Source organism: Acinetobacter sp. ANC_7513 (assembly GCF_056779915.1).
In genome coordinates this window covers 109062-129621 of record NZ_JBWYIW010000002.1, presented here as the reverse complement: position 1 = coordinate 129621, position 20560 = coordinate 109062, and the positions used below count along the sequence as shown (strand labels likewise).

Genomic DNA, 20560 nt, shown 5'->3' with positions numbered 1-20560 from the left:
TCGACTCATGCCTCTTTAAACACTTTTTTTCTCAGCCATAGCGAAACTGTCACTAAGGCAATCAATACAGGAACTTCAACAAGCGGACCAATCACGGTTGTGAAAGCCACAGGTGAAGCTAATCCAAAAGTGGCAATCGCTACAGCCAGTGCTAATTCAAAATTGTTGCCTGCCGCAGTAAAGGAAATAGCAGTTGTTTTAGGATAATCGTTACCCATCCACTTACTCATAAAGAAGCTGATGAAGAACATCGCAACAAAGTAAATTGTCAAAGGAATAGCGATCCTAAGTACATCTAGAGGAAGGCTAACCACTTCACCACCTTTAAGACTGAACATGGCTACAATCGTGAATAAAAGGGCAATAAGGCTGATTGGGCTAATCTTTGGGATAAATTTATCCTGATACCAAGCCAAACCATTCTTTTTAACCAAAATCAGTCGGGTTAAAAACCCAAGTAAGAACGGAATACCTAGATAAATAAGAACAGCATGGGTAATTGTCCAAAAGCTCACATTAATGATTTGTGCTTCTACCCCAAAGAATGGTGGTAAGAAGGTTAAGAATAACCAGGCATAAGTACTAAAGAATAAGATCTGGAAGATACTGTTAAATGCGACTAAGGCAGCGACATATTGATTATCCCCACATGCCAGATCGTTCCAGACGAGGACCATCGCAATACATCGGGCTAAGCCTATGAGAATTAGGCCAGTCATGTATTCAGGATAGGCATGTAAAAAAATGATTGCCAAACCAAACATTAAGCAAGGTGCTATTAGCCAGTTTTGAACGAGAGATAATGTAAGGGTTCGCTTGTCCTCAAAGACTTTAGGCAAAGTCACATAGTCTACTTTGGCAAGTGGTGGATACATCATCAAAATAAGCCCTATTGCGATAGGGATATTCACTGAATTAATGCTTAATTGATCGAGTACCACAGATGCTTGAGGAAAAAATACACCAATACCTACTCCTAATGCCATGGCAATGAAAATCCATAGCGTTAGATTTCGATCTAAGAATGAGAGCTTTGATCCGGACATTGAATTACTCGCATTGCATAGAGATAGATAAGTTGCTTGCAGGTTTATTCAGTATTTCATCATTTAAGACATTGAGCACTGCATTTACCCATTCTGGTAAATCAGGATTTAATCGGTAATACACCCATTGTCCCTTGCGCTCATCTAGCAAAATTGAGAGGTTACGGAGTAAAGCCAAGTGACGAGAAATTTTGGGTTGGCTCAGTTGTAATATCTCTGTGATTTCACAAACACATACATTTTGTCTTGCTAAAATAATTTTTAAAATATCTAGACGTGTCGGGTCAGATAGGCATTTAAAGAAATCTGCTTGATCCATCATCTACACTCCAATATATGCTATTGCGAATATACGCATATCCATATATAAATGCAATATTATTAAGTTCTGAGTTAATCCAATGTCATCGAAAGTTAAGATCTATCACAACCCAGCTTGCGGAACATCAAGAAATACATTAGCTCTCATTCGAAATACAGGAGAAGAACCTGAAATTATTGAATACCTTCTTACCCCTCCGAGTAAGATTGAACTCATTAATTTAATTGAAAAAGCAGGGATTTCTGTACGTGAATCCATTCGTAAAAATGTAGAACCCTTTGAAACTCTCAAATTAGATGAACAACATTGGACAAATGAACAACTTATTAATTTTATGGTTGAGTATCCAATTTTAATTAACCGTCCATTTGTAGTGACTGAATTAGGTGTAAAACTATGTAGACCATCTGAACTCGTTTTAGATATTTTGTCTGCGCCTCAATTAGGAGCTTTTATCAAAGAGGATGGTCAAATCATCATAGATAAAGATGGTAAGCGGATTAAATAAATCCCCCCATTTAACATAATAGGCGTTATACGAAATTTTAAAAAAAATAGTAAAAAATGGGAGCCTAAGACTCCCATTTTTGATTTCGCATAAGGTGTATTATGTTAATTTTAGAGAAACTACTAAATTATATTGAGTTGTAAATAGTTGAAATTCCGTTAAGATATTTTGGATTAAATTCTATTCCTAGATAGCATTCGTGTTGACTCATCTCTCCAAAAAATTTTGGTTTTGTTTTCTTATGGTTTTTGCCATAGGATGGAGTAGTGTGTCTGTTGCATCAGTAAAGATAATGCATATCAATATGCAAACTGAAATGAGCCAAGATCATTGTTTAGATCAAGCACAGCAAGTCACTCAACATGGTATTAATCACGAAGTACAAACGAATACCGATTGCCATAATCATTTAGCTATTAATCAGAATATAGATCACAAAAAGTGTCAGGAATGTTCTAGCTTATCCTGCCAGACACAGATCTCATGTCTTCATTCTTTGCAAAGCTCGCTAGATCCCCTAGATACCTTCTATTCTATAGATCAGCCTAATTTTTATTACCTCAACCAATATCTAAATGGGTATTGGCAAGAAATTTCACGTCCTCCTAAAACTTAACCAATTTTTTTAAAATTTATTTATTTTTCAAAAATTAAGGTTAAGTTATGTCTCATAAAATTAGTTCGTACCTATTAGCAGGTATTTGTTTTGCATCGTCGCCTTTGGTTTTTGCCGAAGTGCGTGAATATCAGCTTGTTATTGATGAAGCAGTGGTCAGCCCAACTGGAAAGCCTGTAAAGCGCATTACCGTAAATGGTCAATTTCCTGCGCCTTTGCTTGAGTTTGAAGAGGGTGATGAAGCCATCATTCGCGTGAAAAATAATTTAAAAAACCAAGATTCTTCTATTCATTGGCACGGACTGTTGTTGCCGGGCATTATGGATGGTGTACCAGGATTTAATGGTTTTAACGGTATTAAGCCTCAAAGCGAGTATGTTTATAAATTCAAGATTCGCCAAAGCGGGACTTATTGGTATCACGCTCATTCTAAAGGACAGGAACAAGACGGCTTATATGGTTCTTTTGTGATTTATCCAAAAGGTAAAACACCATTGGCAGCACATGAAAAAGCTGAACGTGACTATGTGGTGATGTTGTCAGATTTTCATGAAAAAACCAGTGATCAAATTCAGAAAGATCTTAAAATTTCAGCTGAATATTATCAAGATCAGCGTGAAACCTTGGGTGATGTTTGGAAGCAGGTTAAACGTGATGGTATAAAAGCGACATGGTCTGACCGCAACATGTGGAATCAGATGCGTATGCTAAAAACCGACATGTCGGATGTTACAGGTTATACCTTCCTCATTAATGGCAAAACACCTGAACAAAATTGGACAGGAATGTTTAAACCGAATGAAAAAATTCGCCTACGTTTTGTGAATGCATCTGCGATGTCTTTCTACGATGTCCGTATTCCTAACTTGAAAATGACTGTGGTTAGTGCTGATGGTCAGCCTGTGAAACCCATTTCTGTAGATGAATTCCGTATTGGTACGGCTGAAACTTATGATGTGATTGTGGAGCCAAAAGGTGGACATTATCAAATTGAAGCTGAGTCAATTGACCGTTCAGGTTATGCGATTGGTACGCTACACAATGAACTAAATCCTGTAACACACGGCATTCATATGCCTCAGCCACGTTCACGCTCGCTTTTGACTATGGAAGATATGGGACATGGTGGTGGTGATCATTCAGGAATGGATCATTCGAAAATGAACCATGGCGATATGAAAGGCACGGATCATTCACAGCATAGCGCAGTAAAACCGCAAAAAAATGATCAAGTGGTTTATGGTTGGGCAAATGCCTCTACACCTGCAGGTAACAAAGCCTTGCAATATAGCGATTTAAAATCGTTAGAGCCGCAAAAAGATACTCGTGAAGCCAGCAGTGAATTGGTCGTGCGTTTGGGCGGTACTATGGAACGTTATATTTGGACCATTAACGGTAAAAAATTTAGTGATGCTGAGCCTTTAAAAGTGAAATATGGCGAGCGTATCCGTATCAAATTTATTAATGACAGTATGATGGCGCACCCGATGCATTTACACGGTATGTTTATGCAGTTGGAGAATGGTCAAGAGTCGGTAGATATGCCAAATAAACACACATTGATCGTACCACCGGGTAAAACAGTTACGGCTTTATTAACTGCGGATGAATTGGGTGAATGGGCAATCCATTGTCATTTGTTGTATCACATGAGTGCGGGGATGATGAACAAGTTAATCGTGGCGAATGTTAGCGATGAACAAGTATCTACAATGCCAATTCAAGGTACAAATTCGACTCAAACTCACCAAGTAACTGAGCAAAAAGGAGCTGAACATGCACATCACTAATTTTGTATTGAAAGCGATTTTTTCTGTTGCGGTATTGAGTTTAACGACCTTAAGTGTGGCGCACGAAGGGCATCATTCAACCACTCAGAATAATGGGAAAAATATGCCATCAATGAATCATCAAGCCATGTCTGAGATGAATCATGCACAACATCAGGCAACATCTACGGTTAATCATTTACATCATGTACCAGATGCGAATACTCAGCAGAGTTCGCATTATGATCATCGCTCAGAACACGGTGCGCAAATTTATGCGATTACGACGGTGGATAATAAGTGGTTTGTCAATGAAGATGGCACAGGCGGTTTAAAGTCAGAGTTTGAAACCCGTATTGGCACAGATGAAAATAAGGTTTTTATTAAAGTTCATGCCGATAAAGAAGAATCGCATGATGCACATTATGATGCCAAACTTTTATATAGCCGTATGATTTCAGACTTTTGGGATGCACAGATTGGTGCACGTTATCGCAGTGCAAAAGTTGAGCTCGATGATCATCGCAAAGACACCGAAGAAAATGTTGATGCAGTGATTGGCTTACATGGTATGGCACCATATTTCTTTGAAACTGATGCTTATCTCTATGCAGGAGAAGACAGTTATGCGGGCTTTAGTCTAGAAACGGAACGTGATTTTCTGATTACCCAAAAGTTGATTATTCAAACTTATTTAGAGTTGGATGCGATCTTTAGTGATGACTCTAAATATGCGAAAAAAACTGGTTTAAGCAGTGCAACCGCAGGGCTTGAAACTCGCTATGAAATCAGTAAAAAGATCATGCCGTATATCGACATTGCCTATGAGTATTCAAAAGGTAATGATGAAACGTCGTGGCAAATAGAATCAAACTCTGAGAAAGGTTGGTTATATGGAGCTGGTGTTAGATTTAGATTTTAATTAATTTAATGATTACTAAATAGCTTTATTTAAATAAAACTCTAGCTTAATGTGGTCGGAAGCAAAATGTTAACTTATTTTGCTCCCTCCCTCCCATTTAACATAATAGAGCTTATGCGAAATTCTTATCTGCATCACACAAATTACATTTTTACGTTATGCCCAACTTTTCATTCAGTTCTTGTTACCTCATCACTCAAGGACGATTTTGCTACGGTGGGGTATATCAAATGTATAACCTGATCGCAGGCAAGAATCATCTAATCAATGATTTTTATCTTCTGAATAAAAGACGATCATGGCGGGTTGCATCATTAGAAACCCCGGGAATAAATTGTAGTTTAAATAAGTTAAAGAGACTCATAAAAGAGCGCTGTGCTGAATATCCCATACCCAGCGATGGTCATGAGGATCGCGCCACACAAGGCTAAGATTTTTGAATAAATACGTTGTTGAGAAATAGCGTTAAAACCTAAATAGACCAAAGATAGTACGACAAAATCTAGAAGAATCCATGTGATGATTAACAGCGTCAAACTTAAATCTATATTTGGTGTAATTTGAATAAACTGCGGAAAAAAAGCAGTGAAGAAAATAATATCTTTTGGATTGGAAATACCAACTAAAAAACCTTTGGAAAAACCACTATCGATCGGCTTGATCTTTGAAGAGGCAGTTTGATTGTGCTGAAAAGTTTCTCTAAGAATTTCAAAACCTAAATAGCCAATGTAAAGACATCCTAGGACTTTGATGACATTGAAAATATGCTCATTAAAATGCAGAACACCCTTAAGTGCAAGAATTGAAAGGGTAATTAAACATAGTGAGGCAACATTAGTACCTAAAATAGTCTGTAATGCTTTTCGATAACCACCTTTTGCACCTGCACTGGCCACCAAAATCATAACAGGGCCTGGAGTGGCAATCATAATAATGACAGTGAAAATATATAAAAAATACTCAAGATAATTCATGAAAATACTACTTTTTAAATTTTATTTATATAAATATTATAACCTCTTTAGATTTCATTCATCTCATTTATTTAAAATATCTCATAGAGCGAAATAAATAATAAAAAAGGAAGCCTAAGCTTCCTTTTTTAATAATATCATTGAATATTAATAACCTACGCTAAAGCGCTCTTGAATATGGTTATTATTTTCAAGCTCATCACTGAGCGCTACTGCGAAATCTTCTGCAGAGATTTTACTGCCTTCTTCACCAACGATAAGTTCATCTTTACCAGAGCGATATTCACCAGTTCGCTTACCAGGACCGAATTCCGCTGCAGGAGCAATAAAGGTCCAGTCAATGTCGTCCACTTGTTTTAACTTATCAAAGAACTGAATGCCTGCTTCCGCCTCAGCTTTATATGCATCAGGGAAGTCTTCTGTATCGATTACACGCACATTTTGATTTGGTACAGTTAAACCGCCAGCGCCACCAACAACAATATAACGTTTAACTTTTGATTCACGAATAGCATTAAGAAGTGAATTGATATCAAGACCTTGGAAACGTACTGCACTAATTACAGCATCTTGACCTTTCAGCTCATTTACAAGTGCTTCTTGATCATTTAAATCTAAATCTACAGTTAACACACGCTCTGTATCTGAAACTTTGCTTGTATTACGCGCAATCGCTTTGACGTAGTGTCCACGTGAAACAAGCTCTTCAAGAATACGAGAACCTGCCATGCCTGTTGCACCAATTAAAACTATTTTCATAATGCCCTCATTAAATTTATAACTATGATTATTGGAGTGCTAAATATTTAGTCATCACGATTAAAAAAATGAAATCATGAATGATTAAAATGTAATATTAATTTAGCTTAAAATAAAAAAGATTAATGTATTAAATCTATGTTGATTTATAGTTAAAATAGGAGTGAGAAGTTATTTAATTATTTTAAATGTAAATTTTATGTAATTATAAGCTTGAAAAATATTCATATAAAACCAGTCTAACTTTTATTTATTGTTGAAGTTGGTTTAAAGAAAATCGCCATATATCATTTTTATATCCATAACTTTCATCTTTCGAGCTTGGTGGATGCTGTAAGATAAAATTATGTAGTTGCTTTTTTTGATCATTATTCAGAACTTCAACAATAGCTGGTTGGTCGACAATTTGATTATTTAAATTCGCAATAATGTCTTCAATCATCTTCGGATTTTTATGCGCAAGTTGTTCTAAAGTTGTGTTATTTCCCTGACCATTTAGCAGATATTGAGAAAGAAATTGTGCTTCGTTTGGTGAGATAGAATTTTGTTGAAGAAGTTCTTGTGCAAGATTGTGCTGAGTTTGGACAGATGCGGTATGCGGTAGGCTAGAAATAAGAACTTGTTTAACCTTTGGATCTAAATTTGGATCCTGAAAACGTTGCTCTAAAGCGTGACTAATTTTCTGTCGAATCAAATCATTTTCAGGTAGGGATTTTTTGAGTTCATGTTCTCGATCAGTCAGCAACATCGCATTATTCAGTGCGCCTATCGCTAAGCTTTGAATTTTAGGGTTTTGATGTGTTAGAAATGGCAAAATTTGTTCAGTTGCTTCTAAAGGATTGAGAGAAGTAAGTTGAGTCAGGATTTCTTCTATTGCATTTTCATCATGCTGGTTTTGTTCAAGGAGCTGAATTAAATCATGTATTTTTTCTTCTCGATTCGCAGCAGATTGATCCAGTTGAAGTAACTTTTTTGCCCATACGGGTAGGTTGCTAGTGTTGAGTTCCATATCTGCACTATTTTCAGACAAGCTAGTCGCACGATCTTCATTGCTTTTTAGCGTTGAAGTATTATTGTTTTGATTTGATATACTTTGAGTCGTATCTGCTGTCGATTTCAAATACACCCATAAAATTACTGCACAGATCACGAAGATCAAAATAACCAAAAAAATATTTTTCTTATTCATAATATTAAGCTGTCGTTGCCTTCAACATCAGAGATGTGAAGGCAATATAATGGGAATGATTTATTTACACTCGTGTAATTGTGAGTAAGCTACTGTTGAAAGTTCCACGCGGTGTGCTTCCTCCTAGATTACCATTACCTGTCTGAGTGTAGAGCCATTTCGTAAAGCTGTCACATCGGAACGTTCCCTTTTGCCATGTATATTTGCTACAAGCACCGTTGGAGTTATATTGTGAACAGACTTGCACAGCTGGGTTCGGTGTTGCTGAATACAGCGTGTAAGCGACATGAGGTCGTTGCTGATTTGAAATCGCAGTGATTTGATTAGCAGCAGATGAGTAAGGAGATTTATATCCAAAACTTGTTTTGGCCTTTGCTCCCCAATATTTTGTAGTTTTAAATCCACTTAAGCTGACATATTCAATCACATCTACATATGCCGTTTTATTCATGACTTGAACAATATTGTTTGAACTTACATATACACCTGTATGCCCTAATGCACCAACAATTGGAACGTTGAGGTCTCGACCGAGTACATCACCGACTCGTGTAGGATTGCCTGCTGCTAAAGTAACTGAACTGATAGTGAGTAAACATAGTGTAGAAATTATTTTAATCATGGACTTGTACCTATTGTTGGAATATTAAGTCCTGTTAGTTTTATTCAACGATGTTAACGTTTGATGTAATTCGTATTTGAAGTTGTAACAATAATTTTGTAATTTTTCTTAATAATTTAATTTGAAATAGTAATATTATTTTGTGAGTAAACCTTAATAAAAACGTAATAATTTTAGCGTAACTATGATATTTATTTAGTTATTCTTAAGGATTAATTGTGCTTGATCAATTAGACGCTAATACTGAATCGTATAGCAATTTGACTGCTATAAAACATCAAGAAATTGATTTGAAGAATACCTTCAAAGCAAAAGGGTATCTACATTATAAATCTATAGAGGTGGATCATTTTTCTAAACTATTACTAGCTAAAGAGTTTGAAAAACTTGAAAAAGATCCTTTTGCACCTACACATACTCAAAGGTTTAGAAGATACGGAAATGCCTTAATTTTACCTTGGGAAAAAGATCTTAAGCCTATTTGGTTGCCGACAGTGCGTGATAATATAGGGCAGGAGTTATCTGGATATGATCAGGGAGGGAACAATCCCGAGCATCAGTCGATTCGTTATTTTAACGCGTTGAGCCAAGAAGCTAAATCTACGCAATATCTTAATGATTTGATTGTAGATGATTATCAACTTACTTTTGGTTTGGAAAATGCCTATCTGCCAATTTACGTGGGTGTCCATTTTGTCAAACTGCGTTCAACTCATGCCGATCAGCTAGGAATTAGTTCGCCTAATTGTTTTCATCAGGATGGTGAGCCATTCACATTTGCTCATTTGTTTTATAGGAGCAATAACATTGAAGGAGGTGAAAACTTTATTGCATCACCTCAGGAAAGAAATAAGCGTTTAGATGAGGTAAATAATTATAATATTTATCAAAAATTTACGTTGAGACAAGCTTCTGAAAGTTTTGCTGTACACGATCCAGCAGTTTCACATTATGTATCACCTATTAGAAAAATAGATCAAGGCACAAATGCTGAGGCTGGTGAGCGCTGGATGATTTTGATTGATTTCTCTCTTACAAAGCAAAAAATATGATTCAAAATTTAATAATTTCGCTTTTACCTATTCTCATTTCTCTTATATTGGGTTGGGGCATAGGTAAAGCTGCAAACGTTCAAGTTCGCAATATATTGGTTGGTCAAATTACGTTTTTGGTGTGGTTGCTCCTCATCTCTATAGGCTTTCAATTTGGCAGTGTCTTGTTTGATAAAGATCTTGGTTCAAAAATATTAATTGAAGCTTTTATTTATTCTACAGTGTTAAGTGTGATTACCTTTGGACTTTTATTTAATCGTAGCCACTTTAAGGCTGAGCACCAAAAATCATTCAAGGATATGCTCAAACCTATTACCGAATGCTTGATTGCGATTGGAATGGTGTTGATCGGGATGGGGCTATATTGGCTATTACCCAAGACTTTATCAGGGGAAATGTTAAGCGCGATACTATTGTATGTGTTGATTTTTTTAATCGGAGTGGATTTGTCTACGATTAAAATTCAAGCCCTCACTATGAATCATATTAAAGTGCCATTTTTTTCAATCATTGCACTATTTATTGCGGCTTATTTGACGAGTCATATCATGACTCAATCTTTTGTCGAACTCGTTGTGATGGGGAGTGGATTTGGTTGGTTCTCTCTTTCTGGTCCTTTAGTTGCTAAAGTATTAGGACCTGAGCAGGGAACTTTTGCTTTGATCACAGATCTTGTACGAGAGTTTTATGCGATTGCATTGTTGTATTTATTAGGTCAGCGTTATCCAAAGCCAATCATTGGTGTATGTGGTGCCACGGCGATGGACTCGACTTTACCCTTTGTAAAAAACAATTGTTCACCATTAGATGTACAAATTGCAATTCTCAGTGGATTTTTCCTGACGCTCATTGCGCCGTTTTTTATTATTTTTTTTAGTAGTTTGATATGAATCCAAATTCTAGTGCTCAGCAGAAATAGGAAGGAGCTTCTCTGAATTTATACAATTGATCCTTTGATAGATCAGTAGATCGTTCACTAAACTTCGTTATAATCGCTTCATTGATAAAATAGAGAACAGATCATGCGCGTACTTGTGGTGATGGATCCCATCGAAAATGTAAACCTCAAAAAAGATTCGACCATGGCAATGCTTTGGGCTGCTGCACGTCGCGGTCATGAGTTAGGGTATGCACTTCAGGAAGATTTATATATCGATCAAGGCAAAGCTTTTGGTTTGATCTCACCACTTAAAGTGTTTGAGGATTATAATCATTACTATGAACTTGGTGAAAAACAGAAAGAATCTTTAGCCGCATACGATGTTGTACTCATGCGTAAAGATCCACCTTTTGATATGAACTTTGTTTATACAACTTATATTCTGGAACAAGCGGAACGTGAAGGTTCCTGGATTATCAATAAACCTCAAAGTTTGCGAGACTGTAACGAAAAGCTGTTCGCTACACAATTTCCAGAACTGCAGGTTCCGACTTTGGTAACTTCACAGCAAAGTTTAATCCGAGAGTTTATTGCTGAACATCAAGATGTGATTGTAAAACCGCTAGATGGGATGGGCGGTATGGGGATTTTCCGTTTAACTGCTGCAGGGGCAAATATCGGTTCAACTTTGGAAATGTTGACTCAAATGGGGCAGCAACCGATTATGGCGCAACGTTATATTCCTGAAATTGTGGATGGAGATAAGCGTATTCTGATGGTCAATGGTGAGCCAATTCCATATTGTTTAGCGCGTATCCCACAAAATGGTGAAACGCGAGGTAACCTTGCTGCTGGTGGGCGTGGTGAAGCACGTCCGTTGACTGAAAATGATAAGGTGATTGCTGCTAAAGTTGGACCATTCTTGCGTGAGAAGGGGTTGGTATTTGTTGGTCTTGATGTCATTGGAAACTATGTAACAGAAATTAATGTGACTAGTCCCACGTGTATACGTGAAATAGACGCACAATTTGGTACTTCTATCGCAGATACATTATTTGATGTTTTGCAAGCTGGACGTTAGCTGATCTGCAAAAAAGAGCCTAAATAGGCTCTTTTTTTTGCGTATATATTTTAAATAAATAATAGCTGGTCAATAGTCCTAGGGTGGAAAGACTTACGGTAACCCATGCGGCATTGGACCACTGGTGAGAAGACGAAACGAGAGCTGCTGTTGCTGGGGGAACAAGGAACTGCGCACATGCAGAAATTTGCAGCACTAAGCCCATACTGGATGCTGCTGCATTGACCTGTGGTGCATATCTAAGCGTATTGGCAAAGACGGTCGTCGGAATAATGCCACCGATAAAAGAAAACAAAATAGCGCACAAATATTGCAACTCAAAAATCAACCAATAGGGTTGTGAAAATACAACCCAGCTACATAAAATTAGACTTAAAAAACTAAATTGAAGTAATTTAAAAGGAGATATGCCTTTTTGAAGTAATACGCCTGCGCCAAAGGTTCCACCTAAGTTAGATAATACAACCATTGACACCAAAATTCCTGCAAGCTTTAAATCCATATTGAATGAGACATAAAGACTGGGTAAAAAACCTGTGAGTGTGATCCATTGACTGGTATAGCAAGCAAAGATAACGGCTAGACAGAGAATGGGTGGATGGGTCACGGTGACTTTAACAATAGATAAAAAAGAGTTGGAGGTTGATGTGCTCAGTGCCTTTGTCGTTACAGTGGTTTGCTTATCGTCATAACGTAAAAAATGGTAAATCATAAAGGCAACCAGCCAACAAAAGGCACCAAATAATGCCCAAATGTGTTGCCAACTGAGCCATTCGAGTAATACAGGGATGGTCAAAATAGCAAGACTAACCCCAACTCCCATATAAGAACTCCATAACCCCATTTTAAAATTCATGGTTTCAGGCGTGCTTAGACGTTTTAAAATTGCGGGAGCGCAAAGACTAATGGTGAGAAATCCAATGCCTTCCATAAATCGAAAAAAATAAAGGCTAATACTATGATCAATCCATAAGCCTGCAAAACTACTCATCCCCAATAGAATGAGTGCAAAAATAAGACATTTTTTGAGTCCTATTTTCTCAGATACAGCACCAATACACAGGGCAAATAGCATTCCAGCACCTTGAACCAGTGATAAGGATAGGCCTGCTTGGGTGAAACTTAGATTTAAATCTTTTTGAAGAATTGGAATAACAGCAGAAAGTTTACCGACATGAATTGCAGCAAGGTAGCCTGCCAAAATAATCCAAATGTCATAAGATGATATTTTTGACATTTGCGTTTAAAAATCCTTTTATTCGCGAGCTGAATCTCAATGAGATATAGCAATATCATAAATAGAACTATTGCCTCATACCATTTAGACATAAGTTTATATCCAATATGGTGGTAGCGCAGATACGAAGGAACAATAGAGCCAATACTGTGGTGGTTTTTAATGTGCACATTAATCATTATTTTGGTGCGTTATAAACTAGATCGAATGGTAAAATACATAAAAAAGGCACACCTCATAATAAATCTAGTTTAAACTCTGAAATCATATGAAAAAAACAATTAAAGGGTCCGTGAAAAAAAGTAAATAAACTTTCATGGATATACGATTGTGATTACAATTGATGCCTTATATAAAATTTTCTGTTAGCTCTTAGATTTGAAGAATTAGACCGTGACACAAGCTCAGCATAAACAACCTAAACATGTCATGATGATGGCTGCAGGTACAGGTGGACATGTATTTCCTGCCCTAGCAGTTGCTCAGGAATTACAACAGCAAGGTGTCGAAGTGTCATGGTTGGCAACGCCTTCAGGTATGGAAAACCGCTTGCTTAAAAATCACCACATTCCAATTTATCAAATTGATATTCAGGGTGTGCGTGGCAATGGAATCGTCCGTAAGCTGCAAGCCCCTTTTAAAATTTTAAAAGCAACGCTTAGCGCAATGCGCTATATGAAACGATTAAACGTAGATGCAGTCGCTGGTTTTGGCGGTTATGTTGCAGGTCCTGGTGGTTTGGCTGCGCGTATTCTTGGTATTCCTGTCATCATTCATGAGCAAAATGCAGTAGCGGGTTTCACCAATACCCAATTGGCTCGTGTTGCTAAAACGGTCTGTCAGGCATTCCCGAAAACATTTCCAGAAAATCATAAAATCGTGACTACAGGTAATCCCGTACGTAAGGAAATTTCTGCGATATTGAGTCCTGCTTGGCGATATCAAGAGCGAGAAAAAGCCAATCAACCTATTCGTATTTTAATTGTAGGCGGCTCCTTGGGCGCACAAGCATTGAATGAGCGCGTACCCGAAGCACTGAAACAATTAGATGTTCCTTTAAGTGTTTATCATCAGTGTGGTCAAAATCATGCTGATAGCACGCGGGCACGTTATGCCGATGCTCCTAATCATTTACAGGTAGAAGTTCAACCGTTTATTGAAAATATGGCGGAAGCCTATGCCAATGCCGATCTTGTAATCTGTCGTGCTGGTGCACTGACGGTCACTGAGATTGCTACTGCGGGTGTTGCAGCCGTATTTGTACCTTTGCCAAGTGCAGTAGATGACCACCAAACCGCGAATGCCAAATTCCTAGCAGATATTAATGCTGCAAAAATTTGTCCACAAGCGACACTCACTCCTGATTCATTAAAAGCAGTTTTATTGCCACTCATGAACCGTACATTGTTGACGGAAATGGCTGTTAAAGCACGTCAACAAGCTCAACCAGATGCAACTCAGCGTGTGGTTGGTTTAATTCAAGATTTGTAAGTTTTAGAGAAAATTATGTCTTCAACGAACCCAGCTGATAAAGCAAAAAACCTGATTAAGATTCCTGAAATGCGCCGTATCAAACATATTCATTTTGTGGGTATTGGTGGTGCAGGAATGTGCGGGATTGCGGAAGTCTTAAAAAACCAAGGCTATAAAGTTTCAGGGTCGGATATTAAAGCCTCTAAAACCACTGCACAGCTTGAAGAAAATGGCATTAAAGTTCATATCGGACACGCTGCTGATAATATTGACGGTGCGAATGTATTGGTTGTATCGACTGCGATTGACCAAGAAAACCCAGAAATTAAAGCAGCGATTGAAACACGCATCCCTGTAGTGCGTCGTGCGGAGATGTTGGGCGAGTTGATGCGTTACCGTCATGGTATTGCAGTTGCAGGTACACATGGTAAAACCACTACGACAAGTTTGGTGACCTGTATGCTTGCTGAGGAAAACATGGATCCGACATATGTGATTGGTGGTTTGCTTAATCGCTCTGGAGTAAATGCTGCTTTAGGTGCGAGTCGTTATATTGTAGCTGAAGCAGATGAATCTGATGCTTCATTCCTATATTTAGAACCAATGGCCGCTATTGTCACCAACATTGATGCTGATCATATGGACACTTATGGTGGTAGCTTCGATGTTTTGAAAGATACTTTTGTACAATTCTTGCAGAAGCTTCCATTCTACGGTTTAGCCGTAGTGTGTGGCGATGATCAAAATATTCGTGAAATTATGCCACGTATTGGTCGACCTGTTTTAACTTATGGGTTTAACGAAGATAACGATATTCGTGCTGTAGATGTGATACAAGAAGGGATGCAATCACATTTTACTGTGCTTCGTAAAAACAAAGAGCCACTCAAGTTAACCATTAATATGCCTGGTTTGCATAACATCCTTAATGCGTTAGCTGCGATTGGTGTGGCAACTGATGAAGGTGTATCTGATGCTGCAATCGCTCGTGCTTTAGAAAGTTTTAGTGGTGTAGGGCGTCGTTTCCAAATTCAAGGTGAATTTGAGTTAGGTGATGGAACGGTCAAACTGGTTGATGATTATGGTCACCATCCAAAAGAAGTTGAAGCAACGATTAAAGCTGCGCGTGCAAGTCATCCTGATCGTAGACTTGTGATGATGTTCCAACCTCACCGTTTTAGCCGTACACGTGATTGTTTTGATGATTTCGTTGATGTCTTGTCACAAGTCGATCAATTACTGCTATTAGAAGTATATTCTGCAGGTGAAAAGCCGATTGTTGGTGCAGATAGTCGCTCACTGGCAAGAAGTATCCGATTACGTGGTGATGTTGAACCAATCTTGATTGATCCAGTAGAAGGGAATTTGCCAAATGTGATACAAAAAGTGTTACAAGCAAATGACTTGTTATTGACTCAAGGTGCGGGTAACGTTGGAGCAATTTCAATTGAGCTTGCTCAGAACCAGCTCTATTTAAAATAATCGTCGTTTGATGATTTGGCTAAATTGAAAATTTTATAAGTTTAAGGAACTAAACGTGTCAAATGCTTCTAAATTCGGCAAAGTTGCTGTATTGCTTGGTGGTAAATCTGCAGAGCGTGAGGTGTCATTAGATAGTGGTAAGGCTGTACTTGAAGCATTGGTACGTTCAGGGGTGAATGCAGAGGGTTTTGACCCTCAAGAACGCAGTGTGACTGAATTGGTAAATTACGATCGTGCATTTATTGTGTTACATGGTCGTGGTGGAGAAGATGGTCAAATCCAAGGCGCATTAGAGTGGTTAAATATTCCATATACTGGAACTGGTGTGCAGGGGTCGGCTATTGGAATGGATAAAGTAAAGACCAAGCAAATTTGGCAAGGTTCTGAACTTCCTACAGCACCATACCGCATTGTTTCTAAAGATACTGATGCACAAGCACTCGTTGCAGAGCTTGGATTACCACTGATTATCAAACCCGTGCACGAAGGCTCGAGTGTAGGCATGAGTAAGGTTGAGAAAGCAGAAGATTTAGCTGAAGCAATTAAAAAAGCCACTCAACATGATGCCGTGGTCATGGCTGAGAAGTGGATTACAGGTCGTGAATTTACGATTTCATTTTTAAATGGACAACCATTACCAGTCATCCGTTTACAACCTCCAGCCGATGTAGCCTTTTATGACTATGAAGCTAAATACCAACGCAATGATGTTGAATATGGTATCCCTTGTGGTTTGAGTGAAGCTGAAGAAAGAAGTTTACAAGCGCTTTGCTTACGAGCGTTTCAAGCTGTTGGGGCAAGTGGTTGGGGTAGAATTGATGCTATGCAGGACGAGCAAGGTCAATTTTGGTTGCTAGAAGTGAATACTGTTCCAGGCATGACCAGTCATTCATTGGTACCAAAAGCAGCTCAAGCAGTAGGTTATAGTTTTGAAGATTTGTGTTTGGCTATTTTAGAGCAAACCTTAGCGAAAGAATCACACTAAGTTATGGCTCAACTACCTCCATCGATGCGTCGCAAACGTGCGGCGATTACATCGATTCATGACAAACCACCGACTCGCAAAGAGAAAATGATTAATGCGGGTGGTTGGGTCATGCTTATTTTTGCATGTTGTGTACTTTTGGTCGGCATTTATGGCTTATATAGCGTCATGACCAGTGCAAAGGTAGCATCTTTGGATGTGGTTGGTCTGCAAGCCGAGCCTGAAATTAGTCAAGTGAAACAGCAGTTAATGCCTACCATTACAGGCAATTATTTTACTGCTGATCTTGAGCAAATTCGTGATAAGGCATTAGAGATTTCTTGGGTAGATCGAGTGGTCATTTCTAGAGCTTGGCCAGACGGTATTAAGGTTCGTGTTATTCCGAAACATCCGATTGCGCGTTGGGGAACAGGACGTCTGTTAAGTGATCAGGGTGTGGTGTATACAGAGGCATATTCTAGAAATCACGCAAATTTACCACTTATGCATGGTCCGTCAGATCAGTCAAAAGTCATGATGAGACGTTATCATGAAATTAATCAACTGTTTAGTCCAGTGAATCTGCGTTTGAAAGAGCTATATTTAACAGATCGTCGGACATGGTTTATGCAGTTCGATTCGGGTTTACGTATTATTGTGGATCAGGATCAGACCATGAGCAAACTGCAACGATTGAGTCACTTATCTCAAGCAGATCTGAAAGTGGTTTGGCCAAGAGTTTCAGCGATTGACTTACGTTACCGTAATGGCTTGGCGATTCAATGGAAAAATGCGACACCACCAAAGATTATAAATGGTCAGTTTGTTGTAACCATTAATGACATTAACATTGCAGATTCAAGAGTTGCAAAGCCATAATACGTGGCTTTAAAAATAGGCATAAGCCAGATATAAACAATGAAGAAAATGGTAGTGAATCATGAATGAGGCTGTTCCCTCAGTTGTTGCGATAGACATTGGGACACATAAAGTTTCAGTTCTAATTGGTAAAGTGCATGCGCCGGATAATATCCAGGTCATCGGTATGGCGACTGCGCGAAATAAAGGCATGAACAAAGGAAAAATTGTTAGCCTTGAGAAGGTGATCTCTGCGATTAAGAATGCGGTACAAGAAGCAGAAGATATGGCGGAGTGTCGTGTGCATTCGGCATGGGTATCGATCCCGAGTACAGAACTGCAAAGTGCTTATGCGACAGGCCGGACACCGATTTCTAATCCAGAACGCACCATTACGACTTCAGAAGTGGTTAAAGCTTTAGAAATGGCAAAAGCTAGTCATTTAACTTCTGATCATTATCTTGCAAGTGCAGTCCCATTGGGTTTTGAGTTGGATGATTCACCTGAGTGGGTGCATAATCCAATTAACCTTTCAGCAAATAGCATGACGGCGCATTATCAACTCATGATGCTACCAATCAGCACCATGCAAAATTTAGATCGTGCAATGAAAGGCGCCAATATTTTTGTCGAAAAGATGGTGATTTCATGTTTAGCAACGGCTGAAGGTGCATTGCTGAAAGATGAAAAAGAGTATGGGGTATGCTTATTGGATATTGGGGCTGGTACAACCAATATTGCAGTTTATATTGAAGGTCATTTAGTGCTAGCACACACCATTCAACGTGGTGGTGAAAATGTAACGCGTGATATCGCTGCAGTATTGCAAACGACGACCGAAGAAGCTGAACGACTCAAATTGCTTTACGGTTGTGTTGATTTACAGCAAGTCAAACCTGAACATATGATCGAGTTTGAAGCGATCGATGGTCCTCAGGCGATCAGTCGGATTGAGCTATCAGAGATTATTATTGCACGTTACGAAGAAATTCTTTCTATGGTGCGTGATGAGTTACAACAACGTGGTGCGCTACAAAGTTTATACCACGGTGTAGTTTTAAGTGGTGATGCATGTCAGATTGAGGGTATGATCACATTATCACGTCGTATGTTGGGTGTTTCTGCTCATTTAGGCAACCCTCCGCTACAAGTATATGCGGATGATCAACATTTACCTGCATTAAGACGTTCAATGTATTCTACCGCAACGGGACTGCTGTTATTTAGTCAAAGCGATTTACAAGAATCGGTTGAGCAACCTGAAGAAGTGAATAAGCGTCCATTATTAGAGCGCATAGCGAATGGTTGGAATGCGTTTAATAACAAATTGAAAGGTATTTTTTAAGTTTAGTTTTTAAGGGAGTATTGTTTGCAACTTGTAAGAGCAACTTCATGTGCTTGACAAGAATGTGATTGCAACGCATCCTAAAAACAAATTTTTATTATTGAAGATCAAGGCAGTATACGGGCTTAAGTGACTGCCAAATTTATTAGGAAAAGTTAAGGTCATGGCTTCATTTGAATTTTTAGAAGATGAACAAACCGATAATAACGGTCAAGCCCGTTTTACTGTGTTTGGTGTTGGTGGCGGTGGTGGTAATGCCGTACAACACATGGTGCAATCTGATATCAAAGGCGTGAAATTTGTTTGTGCAAATACAGATAAACAAGCTTTGGATCGTATGAATGCGCCATTCAAAATCCAATTGGGCCAACAAAGTACGCGTGGACTAGGTGCAGGAGCAAATCCTGATGTCGGTCAAATTGCAGCAGAAGAAAGTCGTGAATTAATCCGTCAGCATCTGGAAGGTGCAGATATGGTATTTGTTACTGCCGGCATGGGTGGTGGTACTGGTACTGGTGCAGCACCAGTCGTGGCTGAAATAGCACAAGAAATGGGTATTTTGACGGTTGGTGTTGTCACCACTCCATTTAACTTCGAGGGTCGTCGTCGTCAACGTTCTGCTGAAAAAGGGATCGAAGAACTTGAAAAGCATGTTGACTCATTGATTATCATTCCAAACCAACGCCTACTTAGCGTTTATGGTGATATCTCGATGCAAGATGCTTATCGCAAAGCGGATGATGTCTTGCTTAATGCGGTACGAAGTATCTTTGATTTAGTTGTGCGTCCTGGTCATATCAACCTTGACTTCGCCGATTTAAAAACAGCGATGAGCACACGCGGTTATGCGATGATGGGTGAAGGTAAGAGTAGCGGTCCAGATCGTGCTGAAGATGCAGCGCGTCTTGCGATTCGCAGTCCGTTGCTTGACAACGTAAATATTATGAACGCGAAGGGTGTTTTAATTAATATCACTGGCGGTAATGATGTTACCTTGCGTGAAACTGAAATTATCACAGATGTTGTCAATCAAATTGTTGATCTGGATGAAGGTGAAGTCTTCTTTGGTACAGTATTTGATCCAGATGCGCGTGATGAAATCCGTGTTACTGTGATTGCGACAGGTTTAACTCGTAATGCGAATGAAACGGAAGTGAAGCGCCGTGCGCCAGTGAGTGTAAACCCATCAGTTGGTGGACAAGCTGCTGCTTTGGATGAAGATGATGTTCCAGCAATCAGTAAACGTCAGAATCAAGAGAGTGTAGCCCCAGAGCCTTCTGCAGCGCCTCGATCTGCACCAATGAGCATTCAAGATTATCTTAAAAATCAACAGCGTAAATAACATGTAACATAATGTGTTTACGATGATCAAACAGAAAAGGTGGCGCTTATGCCACCTTTTTGATTTTTATCAATGGCTAAATGTGCTAACGTATACTAGATTTTAGATGAATATTGAAG

General features: G+C 38.7%; 20 protein-coding genes. 13 read left to right on the top strand and 7 right to left on the bottom strand.

Features of this window, described 5'->3' with window-relative positions; translation table 11 throughout:
* Positions 1-5: 5 nt before the first annotated feature.
* Positions 6-1046, bottom strand: coding sequence for an ACR3 family arsenite efflux transporter (arsB, locus tag AC1M9B_RS04545; protein WP_481608670.1), 1041 nt, complete (start codon positions 1044-1046; stop codon positions 6-8).
* A 4-nt stretch (positions 1047-1050) separates the two neighbouring features.
* Positions 1051-1365, bottom strand: a complete 315-nt coding sequence (locus tag AC1M9B_RS04540) for an ArsR/SmtB family transcription factor (protein WP_481586962.1) — start codon at positions 1363-1365, stop codon at positions 1051-1053.
* A gap of 82 nt (positions 1366-1447) precedes the next feature.
* Between AC1M9B_RS04540 and arsC the strand changes: the two genes are divergently transcribed.
* From arsC to AC1M9B_RS04520, 4 genes are all read left to right on the top strand, one after another.
* Positions 1448-1876 (top strand): arsenate reductase (glutaredoxin), encoded by a 429-nt coding sequence (gene arsC, locus AC1M9B_RS04535; protein ID WP_481608669.1) that lies wholly within the window; start codon positions 1448-1450, stop codon positions 1874-1876.
* A 268-nt stretch (positions 1877-2144) separates the two neighbouring features.
* A complete protein-coding gene (locus AC1M9B_RS04530; RefSeq protein WP_081401042.1) occupies positions 2145-2492 on the top strand; it encodes a hypothetical protein in 348 nt (115 codons plus the stop codon).
* A 47-nt stretch (positions 2493-2539) separates the two neighbouring features.
* Positions 2540-4282, top strand: a complete 1743-nt coding sequence (locus AC1M9B_RS04525; RefSeq protein WP_481608668.1) for a multicopper oxidase domain-containing protein — start codon at positions 2540-2542, stop codon at positions 4280-4282.
* Complete coding sequence (locus AC1M9B_RS04520) at positions 4269-5183, top strand: copper resistance protein B (protein WP_481608667.1); 915 nt, start codon at positions 4269-4271, stop codon at positions 5181-5183. The genes AC1M9B_RS04525 and AC1M9B_RS04520 overlap by 14 nt, the downstream gene beginning before the upstream one ends.
* 350 nt (positions 5184-5533) lie before the next feature.
* On the opposite strand, the gene AC1M9B_RS04515 is transcribed toward AC1M9B_RS04520, so the two are convergent.
* The 4 genes from AC1M9B_RS04515 to AC1M9B_RS04500 all read right to left on the bottom strand — a co-directional run bounded on the left by AC1M9B_RS04515 (position 5534) and on the right by AC1M9B_RS04500 (position 8727).
* Entirely contained in the window at positions 5534-6157 is a 624-nt protein-coding gene (locus AC1M9B_RS04515) for a LysE family translocator (RefSeq protein WP_481608666.1), read from the bottom strand.
* Between the two features lie 147 nt (positions 6158-6304).
* The gene (locus AC1M9B_RS04510; RefSeq protein WP_092766521.1) at positions 6305-6916 is read right to left on the bottom strand and encodes an NAD(P)-dependent oxidoreductase; all 612 of its coding nucleotides are present in this window, start codon (positions 6914-6916) and stop codon (positions 6305-6307) included.
* A gap of 250 nt (positions 6917-7166) precedes the next feature.
* A complete protein-coding gene (locus AC1M9B_RS04505) occupies positions 7167-8105 on the bottom strand; it encodes a hypothetical protein (RefSeq protein WP_481608665.1) in 939 nt (312 codons plus the stop codon).
* A 64-nt stretch (positions 8106-8169) separates the two neighbouring features.
* On the bottom strand, positions 8170-8727 hold the full coding sequence (locus tag AC1M9B_RS04500; protein ID WP_481588798.1) for a hypothetical protein: 558 nt from the start codon (positions 8725-8727) through the stop codon (positions 8170-8172).
* A 218-nt stretch (positions 8728-8945) separates the two neighbouring features.
* Here AC1M9B_RS04500 and AC1M9B_RS04495 point away from each other — a divergent pair, with 218 nt between their 5' ends.
* The 3 genes from AC1M9B_RS04495 (at position 8946) to gshB (ending at position 11740) form a co-directional block, all read left to right on the top strand.
* Positions 8946-9779 (top strand): 2OG-Fe dioxygenase family protein, encoded by an 834-nt coding sequence (locus AC1M9B_RS04495; protein ID WP_081403308.1) that lies wholly within the window; start codon positions 8946-8948, stop codon positions 9777-9779.
* A complete protein-coding gene (locus AC1M9B_RS04490) occupies positions 9776-10669 on the top strand; it encodes a LysO family transporter (protein ID WP_035270265.1) in 894 nt (297 codons plus the stop codon). The genes AC1M9B_RS04495 and AC1M9B_RS04490 overlap by 4 nt, the downstream gene beginning before the upstream one ends.
* Positions 10670-10801: 132 nt before the next feature.
* Entirely contained in the window at positions 10802-11740 is a 939-nt protein-coding gene (gene gshB, locus AC1M9B_RS04485) for a glutathione synthase (protein WP_481608664.1), read from the top strand.
* Positions 11741-11759: 19 nt separating this feature from the next.
* On the opposite strand, the gene AC1M9B_RS04480 is transcribed toward gshB, so the two are convergent.
* Positions 11760-12977 carry an MFS transporter gene (locus AC1M9B_RS04480; RefSeq protein WP_481608663.1) on the bottom strand — a complete coding sequence of 406 codons (1218 nt, stop codon included), beginning with the start codon at positions 12975-12977 and terminating at the stop codon, positions 11760-11762.
* 393 nt (positions 12978-13370) lie between these two features.
* Here AC1M9B_RS04480 and murG point away from each other — a divergent pair, with 393 nt between their 5' ends.
* The 6 genes from murG to ftsZ all read left to right on the top strand — a co-directional run bounded on the left by murG (position 13371) and on the right by ftsZ (position 20441).
* Positions 13371-14468 carry an undecaprenyldiphospho-muramoylpentapeptide beta-N-acetylglucosaminyltransferase gene (murG, locus tag AC1M9B_RS04475; protein ID WP_481608662.1) on the top strand — a complete coding sequence of 366 codons (1098 nt, stop codon included), beginning with the start codon at positions 13371-13373 and terminating at the stop codon, positions 14466-14468.
* 15 nt (positions 14469-14483) lie between these two features.
* Positions 14484-15932, top strand: coding sequence for a UDP-N-acetylmuramate--L-alanine ligase (gene murC / locus AC1M9B_RS04470; RefSeq protein ID WP_481608661.1), 1449 nt, complete (start codon positions 14484-14486; stop codon positions 15930-15932).
* Between the two features lie 55 nt (positions 15933-15987).
* The gene (locus AC1M9B_RS04465) at positions 15988-16917 is read left to right on the top strand and encodes a D-alanine--D-alanine ligase (RefSeq protein WP_481591844.1); all 930 of its coding nucleotides are present in this window, start codon (positions 15988-15990) and stop codon (positions 16915-16917) included.
* 3 nt (positions 16918-16920) lie between these two features.
* The gene (locus tag AC1M9B_RS04460; protein WP_035265833.1) at positions 16921-17775 is read left to right on the top strand and encodes a cell division protein FtsQ/DivIB; all 855 of its coding nucleotides are present in this window, start codon (positions 16921-16923) and stop codon (positions 17773-17775) included.
* Between the two features lie 61 nt (positions 17776-17836).
* Positions 17837-19099: a cell division protein FtsA gene (gene ftsA / locus AC1M9B_RS04455; protein WP_035265831.1), complete on the top strand. Its 1263-nt coding sequence runs from the start codon at positions 17837-17839 to the stop codon at positions 19097-19099.
* Positions 19100-19262: 163 nt separating this feature from the next.
* Complete coding sequence (gene ftsZ / locus AC1M9B_RS04450) at positions 19263-20441, top strand: cell division protein FtsZ (protein WP_035265829.1); 1179 nt, start codon at positions 19263-19265, stop codon at positions 20439-20441.
* Positions 20442-20560 lie beyond the last annotated feature (119 nt).

Bases quoted from the DNA above. Each gene is read 5' to 3' on its own strand.
- AC1M9B_RS04460 (WP_035265833.1), top strand. From the start codon at position 16,921: ATGGCTCAACTACCTCCATCGATGCGTCGCAAACGTGCGGCGATTACA.
- ftsA (WP_035265831.1), top strand. From the start codon at position 17,837: ATGAATGAGGCTGTTCCCTCAGTTGTTGCGATAGACATTGGGACACAT.
- AC1M9B_RS04505 (WP_481608665.1), bottom strand. From the start codon at position 8,105: ATGAATAAGAAAAATATTTTTTTGGTTATTTTGATCTTCGTGATCTGT.
- murC (WP_481608661.1), top strand. From the start codon at position 14,484: ATGTCTTCAACGAACCCAGCTGATAAAGCAAAAAACCTGATTAAGATT.
- arsB (WP_481608670.1), bottom strand. From the start codon at position 1,046: ATGTCCGGATCAAAGCTCTCATTCTTAGATCGAAATCTAACGCTATGG.
- AC1M9B_RS04525 (WP_481608668.1), top strand. From the start codon at position 2,540: ATGTCTCATAAAATTAGTTCGTACCTATTAGCAGGTATTTGTTTTGCA.
- AC1M9B_RS04540 (WP_481586962.1), bottom strand. From the start codon at position 1,365: ATGGATCAAGCAGATTTCTTTAAATGCCTATCTGACCCGACACGTCTA.
- arsC (WP_481608669.1), top strand. From the start codon at position 1,448: ATGTCATCGAAAGTTAAGATCTATCACAACCCAGCTTGCGGAACATCA.
- AC1M9B_RS04515 (WP_481608666.1), bottom strand. From the start codon at position 6,157: ATGAATTATCTTGAGTATTTTTTATATATTTTCACTGTCATTATTATG.
- AC1M9B_RS04480 (WP_481608663.1), bottom strand. From the start codon at position 12,977: ATGTCAAAAATATCATCTTATGACATTTGGATTATTTTGGCAGGCTAC.
- ftsZ (WP_035265829.1), top strand. From the start codon at position 19,263: ATGGCTTCATTTGAATTTTTAGAAGATGAACAAACCGATAATAACGGT.
- gshB (WP_481608664.1), top strand. From the start codon at position 10,802: ATGCGCGTACTTGTGGTGATGGATCCCATCGAAAATGTAAACCTCAAA.
- AC1M9B_RS04520 (WP_481608667.1), top strand. From the start codon at position 4,269: ATGCACATCACTAATTTTGTATTGAAAGCGATTTTTTCTGTTGCGGTA.
- AC1M9B_RS04490 (WP_035270265.1), top strand. From the start codon at position 9,776: ATGATTCAAAATTTAATAATTTCGCTTTTACCTATTCTCATTTCTCTT.
- AC1M9B_RS04500 (WP_481588798.1), bottom strand. From the start codon at position 8,727: ATGATTAAAATAATTTCTACACTATGTTTACTCACTATCAGTTCAGTT.
- AC1M9B_RS04510 (WP_092766521.1), bottom strand. From the start codon at position 6,916: ATGAAAATAGTTTTAATTGGTGCAACAGGCATGGCAGGTTCTCGTATT.